Origin of the sequence: Helicobacter sp. UBA3407, assembly GCF_949747025.1 — a bacterium.
Classification (GTDB): domain Bacteria; phylum Campylobacterota; class Campylobacteria; order Campylobacterales; family Helicobacteraceae; genus Helicobacter_D; species Helicobacter_D ganmani.
The window spans coordinates 1-6374 of sequence record NZ_CATKCB010000162.1; the positions used below are offsets into that span (position 1 = coordinate 1).

General features: G+C 37.5%; 9 protein-coding genes and 1 pseudogene. 5 read left to right on the plus strand and 5 right to left on the minus strand.

What is annotated here, in order from left to right; translation table 11 throughout:
• A partial coding sequence (gene gpmI, locus Q1553_RS06135; protein ID WP_300842819.1) for a 2,3-bisphosphoglycerate-independent phosphoglycerate mutase occupies nt 1–878 on the minus strand: 878 nt, incomplete at its 3' end.
• Between the two features lie 85 nt (nt 879–963).
• Between gpmI and mraY the strand changes: the two genes are divergently transcribed.
• From mraY to Q1553_RS06160, 5 genes are all read left to right on the plus strand, one after another.
• Nucleotides 964–2019 (plus strand): phospho-N-acetylmuramoyl-pentapeptide-transferase, encoded by a 1056-nt coding sequence (mraY, locus tag Q1553_RS06140; protein WP_115551439.1) that lies wholly within the window; start codon nt 964–966, stop codon nt 2017–2019.
• 4 nt (nt 2020–2023) lie between these two features.
• Complete coding sequence (murD, locus tag Q1553_RS06145) at nt 2024–3283, plus strand: UDP-N-acetylmuramoyl-L-alanine--D-glutamate ligase (RefSeq protein ID WP_297577948.1); 1260 nt, start codon at nt 2024–2026, stop codon at nt 3281–3283.
• Nucleotides 3284–3610: 327 nt separating this feature from the next.
• Nucleotides 3611–3916: a hypothetical protein gene (locus Q1553_RS06150; protein ID WP_300706705.1), complete on the plus strand. Its 306-nt coding sequence runs from the start codon at nt 3611–3613 to the stop codon at nt 3914–3916.
• Nucleotides 3871–4077, plus strand: a complete 207-nt coding sequence (locus Q1553_RS06155) for a hypothetical protein (RefSeq protein WP_115551441.1) — start codon at nt 3871–3873, stop codon at nt 4075–4077. Before Q1553_RS06150 ends, Q1553_RS06155 begins: the two co-directional genes overlap by 46 nt.
• A 35-nt stretch (nt 4078–4112) precedes the next feature.
• Complete coding sequence (locus Q1553_RS06160) at nt 4113–4295, plus strand: hypothetical protein (protein WP_115551442.1); 183 nt, start codon at nt 4113–4115, stop codon at nt 4293–4295.
• A 5-nt stretch (nt 4296–4300) separates the two neighbouring features.
• Here the strand turns inward: Q1553_RS06160 and Q1553_RS06165 are convergent, their stop codons facing one another.
• The 4 genes and pseudogenes from Q1553_RS06165 to Q1553_RS06180 all read right to left on the minus strand — a co-directional run.
• A complete protein-coding gene (locus tag Q1553_RS06165) occupies nt 4301–5314 on the minus strand; it encodes a hypothetical protein (protein ID WP_115551443.1) in 1014 nt (337 codons plus the stop codon).
• A gap of 291 nt (nt 5315–5605) precedes the next feature.
• Nucleotides 5606–5866, minus strand: coding sequence for a cation transporter (locus tag Q1553_RS06170; RefSeq protein WP_115551444.1), 261 nt, complete (start codon nt 5864–5866; stop codon nt 5606–5608).
• On the minus strand, nt 5859–6173 hold the full coding sequence (locus Q1553_RS06175; protein WP_297577952.1) for an aryl sulfotransferase: 315 nt from the start codon (nt 6171–6173) through the stop codon (nt 5859–5861). Before Q1553_RS06175 ends, Q1553_RS06170 begins: the two co-directional genes overlap by 8 nt.
• 3 nt (nt 6174–6176) lie before the next feature.
• Nucleotides 6177–6374: pseudogene (locus Q1553_RS06180) on the minus strand (transglutaminase domain-containing protein); the annotation flags it as partial.

Consider the following 6374-nt stretch of genomic DNA (forward strand, 5'->3'; position numbering starts at 1 on the left):
GGAAAGGAAAAAGATTTATCATAAGGAGTCATCGTAACAAGTGGAATCTCTACAAAACTTTTGCGCACAAATGCGTTAAAGCTTGCATTTCCTAGCGCATTGACAATTTCTCGCGCCCTATCACTACGAAAATTTACAAAAATCAAGCCATCGCTTGCTTGGATTTTATTTGGAGAATCTTCTGTGAAATCCTTACAAAAACTTGCAGGCAAGATAAATTCGTCAAAAATACCCTCCTTAAATTGCGATTGCAAATATTCTTGTGGGGTAAGCGTCTGCGTATTTTCGCCTAGTGCGATAACATTATAAGCCTTTTCTACGCGCTCCCAACGATTGTCCCTATCCATTGCATAATAGCGTCCGCTAAGGCTTGCAATCCGAATCCTTTTACCTTCAATTTGCGATTCTACCTCACGCACAAACTTTGGTGCGCTTTTGGGTGGCACATCACGTCCATCAGTAATCAAATGCAACAACACTTCATATTGCGATTCTAAGCCTAACGCAAGAGCTAAAATATGCTGAATATGTGAATGCACACCACCATCACTTAACAATCCCACCAAATGCACACGTTTGCAATTTTTAAGACAATTTAGAGCAGGATTTTGCATTAAAGTATTTTCGTGGATTGCCTTGTTGATTTTGACTAAATCTTGATAGAGAATCCTCCCACTACCCAAGCTCATATGCCCTACTTCAGAATTTCCCATTTGCCCCTCTGGCAAGCCAACAGACAATCCATAAGTGTGAATCATTCCAAAGGGAACTTCTTGAAACAATTTGTCATAAGTTGGCTTTTTTGCCGCAAAAAATGCGTTATATTCTTGCTTTTTACTATACCCGATTCCATCTGTGATAACCAAAACAGCTTTCATTATAGATTTTCCCAAATTTTAAAGTTATTTTAGGTAGAATCCTATCTAATTTTTCTTAAAATTTCATCTAGTTAAGTTTGGGCTTATGTTATATTATCTTTATTCTTTGTTTGACATCAATCTTTTTCAATATATTACCGTGCGTTCTGCAATTGCGTTTTTTATAGCTCTTTTGCTCACAATCTTTGCAATGCCCTATTATATTTTATGGGCAAATCAACACGCATTCCAACCGATTTCGCAATTTGCCCCCAAAAACCACCAACAAAAAATCCATACTCCCACAATGGGTGGAATCGTATTTGTCTGCACAACTTTGCTTTCAACTCTGCTTTGTGCCAAACTCAATCATATCTATATCTTGCTTGGAATCGCAACTTTGCTTTGCTTTGCAATGCTTGGAATCAGCGACGATTATTCTAAAATAACACAACGCAAAAACGCCGGAATGAGTGCAAAAACTAAGTTTTTGTTGCAGATTGTCATTAGTCTTATCCTCTCGTGCGGATTGTATCTAGTTGGCTTAAATTCGGAATTTTATTTACCCTTTTTCAAGAATCCTTTGTTTGATTGGAATCTTCTTGGAATCTTGTTTTGGACACTTGTTTTTATTGCTACAAGCAATGCAGTCAATCTTACGGACGGACTAGATGGACTTGTTGCGATTCCATCTATTTATGCGCTGACTTCTCTTAGCGTGTTTGTCTATGTCGCAGGACATTCGGGCTTAAGTGCTTATTTGCTTTATCCCAAAGTCTTAGATAGCAGTGAGCTTGTGATTCTCTCCTCTGCACTAATTGGCGCACTGATTGGATTCCTTTGGTATAACTGCCACCCTGCGCAAGTCTTTATGGGAGATAGTGGCTCTCTAAGCTTGGGTGGTTTTATCGCTTATATGGCGATTGTGTCCAAGAATGAGATTCTACTTTTCCTTATTGGATTTATTTTCGTTGTGGAAGCACTATCGGTAATTTTACAGATTGGAAGCTATAAAACGCGTGGTAAAAAGATTTTTTTAATGGCACCCTTACATCATCACTTTGAGGAAAAAGGCTTGAATGAGAGCAAAATCATCGTGCGATTCTGGATTGTCGCTCTGATGAGTAATCTCATTGCTCTTTTAACTTTGAAAATAAGGTAAATTTATGTTAATACTTTTAGGATTTGGGGGAACGAATCGCGCAATTGCAGAATCTTTTTCGCCTTGTATTGCACTAGATGATAGTTTCACGCAAAAAAGTCAAGATGCTTTGGGCAATCTCTTGCTTCCAAGCGAAAGTCTAAGCGAAGTCTTGGTGCAGAATCCTGAAGCTTCCATTATCACAAGCCCCGGGATTCCACCTAGTAATGCGATGATTGTAACCGCATTGGATTTTGTTGCGGCACACCCTAAAGCACGACTTTTAAGCGAATATGACTTTTTTGCGCCCACAATGCCTCCCTCTGTGTGGATTAGCGGCACAAATGGCAAAACCACTACCACGCAAATGCTTACACATTTGCTACAATCTTTTGGTGCGCAAAGCGGAGGTAATATCGGCACACCTTTAGCAAAACTTGATACAAATGCACCCTTTTGGATACTTGAGACTAGCTCTTTTACCCTCCATTATACGCAGATTGCCAAACCTATTTTATATTTGCTTTTGCCGATTACGCAAGACCATATTAGCTGGCACGGAAGCTATGAAAACTATATTACAGACAAACTCAAACCCATTTTATTTTTGAGAGAAAAAGAAGTTGCGATTCTACCCAAAAGTTTGGAATCGCATTCTTTTTGCAAGCAATCCCTTGCAAATCTTATCTTTTATCAAGATTCACAGGATTTAGCAAATATTTTTCGCCTAAATTTAAGTGCGATTGCCTTTAAAGAACCTTTCTTGTTGGACGCTACGCTTGCGATGAGCGCAAGTGAGATTTTGTTTTCTACTCAAGACTATACACTTTTAAACTCCTTTAAAATTGGTGCGCATAAAATAGAGGAATTTTACGACAAGGCAGGGAATCTTTGGGTAGATGATAGCAAAGGAACGAATCTGGACGCGACAATGGAAGCCATTAAATACTATCAGGAGTTAAAAATATTATTGATTCTCGGGGGAGATGACAAAGGGGCGGATTTAACCCCACTTTTTGGACTTATTTCGCAATGCCAAATTGAAATTTTTGCGATTGGTAGCAATACGGATAAACTCTGCGCACTCGCAAAATCCGCAAATACCCCCTGCTACGCCTGTCATACTTTAGAAGTTGCTGTGCGCCAAATCAAAGAAATTTTTGCGACACAAAGCCTTAAAGCACGAAATTATGTCGCATTACTCTCTCCTGCTGCGGCAAGTTTAGACCAATTTAGCTCCTATAAAGAACGAGGAGAAAAATTCAAAGCTTACGCATTGGAATAATAATTGCGTGTTGCGTTATCTATAACTTTGCAAAATAAAATCTTGCGATGGAATCTTTTTTGATTGCCTACATAAGGTAGAATCTGCGAGCAATTTTGACACGCTTTTGCTTGCCAACCCCACAGAATCACAAACTTCCCCTCAAGAAGAATCTTTTATCCCGCTAAATGAAATTGCTTTGAATCCCAAACTCCAACACAAGATTTAAAGTTTTTTGCCTTCTCGCACTCTAGCGAGTTTTTAAAATCCCTAGACAAAGCAAAGCTCGCTTCAGAGGAACTCAATCCCCTCTCCTATCCGCGCAGTATCTCTGTCATCAGCGAACTAATGAACGAGAAGTTAGAGGAATTGTATGCGACAACAAAAGACCCAAATGACCCAAAATTGCATTTGCTCTTAGGCATTCAAGAGCAATTTACTCATTTAGATTCCACAATGCAAACCCTCAAAAACGAGCTTACAAACAAAGCAGAAATGCTTGCGAGTTTGCTTCCCCACACTATCAATGAAAAAAGTGATTTGCTCTTAGACCGCGCTCAAGCAGTATGGGAAAGTGCAAGTAACTTCAGAGCAGCAGCACGAAAGGAGTGGCTTGGATTAATGCGTTTTTCTCTACATTTGAAGCGGATTTAAGCACGAGAGAGAAAAATCCGATTTTTGAACACGCAAATATTATCGAAACCTATTGGCACATTCAAAGCGGCGGAGAGGACGGCAAAATCATTCTAGAAAATGAAATGGTTTATCAAGAATATTTTGATGAGGAGACGCCTAATATTTTGGCTTTACTCTGATAACGCAAAATTTTGTTTATGCTTATAGAGAGGAAGTGCTAAAATATGGCACGACACAAGCTGTTTTGCAGGTTTATGAAAAATCTGCAAATGCAGATTCTGGCATACAAAGCAACATAATTGCACATTGTAGCTATCAAATGCAAAAATCATTGGATTTCCACGAACAAAATCTCAAGCTCATTGGTGAAGCAAGTCGTATAGAAAAAAGGGCTTAAGGACTTTAGGATTTAAATTTATTTTGGAATCTCGTAGGAAACACGATTAACACTTGAAATTCAATCTTTATTTCCGCATTTTCTGTGCTTTTAAGCAATGAGGGAAGCAAATCATAATCCAAAATATTTGGTTGTGGAGGTTGCCAAGAGATTTTGTAACCGCCCTTTTCCATAGAATTTGGTTGCAAATAAAACGACAATACCTTTGCGATAGAATCCACTATTGTTTCTTGCTCTTTTTGTGAAAATTTTTCCACAAGAGGAACAAAAAAGCCAAATCCTATAAGCTCTACTTGATGAATCCTAAAAGCATTAATGTTTTGTTCTATTTCTTTTAAGCATTTCGTTTCTATTTCACCATTTTTAGTGGAATCCTTGATGATTTTTGGCAAAGTAGATAAATAATTTATAAAGAGATTTTCCAAATCCTTAGATTCTGCTTGAATGCCGTATTCTGATAGAATCTCTATAATCCTTGATTCGTTAGAATCCAAAAACAAGGGATTATTGAAGCTCTCTTTTTTTGTGTAGAATTGATAGACTTTGTCCATCGTTTCTTTTAAAAGTTTTGGATTCTCTTTGTGGAGTTGCAACATTTGTTTATTCATTTGCAAATAAATAAAATCTTGCGCCTCTTGTGCTTCTTGCTGTGTGATAGACAAATACGCATAATGCTTTATTTTTCTCTCTATTTGTCTTAGAAATTCGCTTTGCTCCATTAGGAATTTTGAATGATTTATGCGTTGAATGCGCCGATAAAATTGGCTAAATTTAAAAATTTCTAGCAAAATATTTTCTTCGCTTAAACTAGATTCTTGACTTTTAGAATGCGAAAAAGTGCTTGAAATTGTAAGATTTGCATTGTGGATAGAGGGCGAGTGAAAAAGCAAAGTTTGCAAAATCCAATCCATTGTGTTTTTATTCACAAGGACATTGGGAGATTTTTCTATTTTAAGTTTTGGAGAGAGATTCTGATAATGTTGGGGATTGCAACTTGCAAAAGAATCAAAAGTCAGCATAATTATCCTTCTATTTGTTCCCTACAAATTTTCCACTCCATTACTTTTGACATAAGCAAATATCATACCAAAATCTTCATTCTATTGGCACAATTATTCTTGTGGATTTGATTTTTTACCCACAGATTTACTTTATTCCTGCTAATAAGGATTCTAAAATTAGGCAGCATAAACCTTATAGAGCAAGTAAATCAACTAAATATGAGCGCACAAATTTTACAATGGAATCTTAAGGGACGAGTTCTTTTATTTGGATTGCTCCACTGCGTTCGTGAGGACGCAATGGCTAGATTAATCAACAAACACTCCATTATAACCCGTCGTTGCAACAGCTTCTAGGAGTTTTTCTTTTGGAATATTGTCCCTGCATTCTACTTTGGCAATTTTATCTTTCAAGGAGGCTTTTGCACTTGTAACTCCCTCCACTTTTAAGAGTGCTTTTCTCACCATTGCCGTGCAAAGCGGGCAGTGCATACCCTCCACATAAATTTTATATTCTCCTCCAAACATCAATCCGCCACATAATAACAATAAAAACAAAGCTTTATTCATAAATCCAACCTAAAATTTCTGGGTAAAACAAAATGCAGAACAAAACCAACAGCCAAAAAAAGCCACTCACGCTCTTTTTTCTTTTGCAAGTTTTTGCACAATCGCATTTTAAAATTCCAAAATAAAAATACAAGACAAAACACAAGCAAGATAACACACTCAAAATCAAACGATAAGGAGCAAGAAACTCCACGCCTGCGATTCCAAACGAGAATCCAAACAACAGAAAAAGGAGTGCGGGTAAGCAACAAATGCTCGCCAACACCCCTAGGCTAAACGAAACAATTAAGCCAATCTTTGCTTTCATTGGTTATTTTTCAACAGAAATGTAAGAATAAGAAAAACCTTTTGCGTCATAATAATCCAACACATTTTCCTCTACTTCGCCATAAGGATAACCAAAGTTATTTAGCGGTGTTTCCGCAGGTATAGGTGTCAGGATAAAATCTCTTGCGGTATTGTAACCCAACCAACACATTTCCCAACTTCCAAAGAGATATTCGCGCAA

Coding starts and splice junctions, on each gene's coding strand:
- mraY (WP_115551439.1), top strand. CDS start 964: ATGTTATATTATCTTTATTCTTTGTTTGACATCAATCTTTTTCAATAT.
- murD (WP_297577948.1), top strand. CDS start 2,024: ATGTTAATACTTTTAGGATTTGGGGGAACGAATCGCGCAATTGCAGAA.
- Q1553_RS06150 (WP_300706705.1), top strand. CDS start 3,611: ATGAACGAGAAGTTAGAGGAATTGTATGCGACAACAAAAGACCCAAAT.
- Q1553_RS06165 (WP_115551443.1), bottom strand. CDS start 5,314: ATGCTGACTTTTGATTCTTTTGCAAGTTGCAATCCCCAACATTATCAG.
- Q1553_RS06170 (WP_115551444.1), bottom strand. CDS start 5,866: ATGAATAAAGCTTTGTTTTTATTGTTATTATGTGGCGGATTGATGTTT.
- Q1553_RS06175 (WP_297577952.1), bottom strand. CDS start 6,173: ATGAAAGCAAAGATTGGCTTAATTGTTTCGTTTAGCCTAGGGGTGTTG.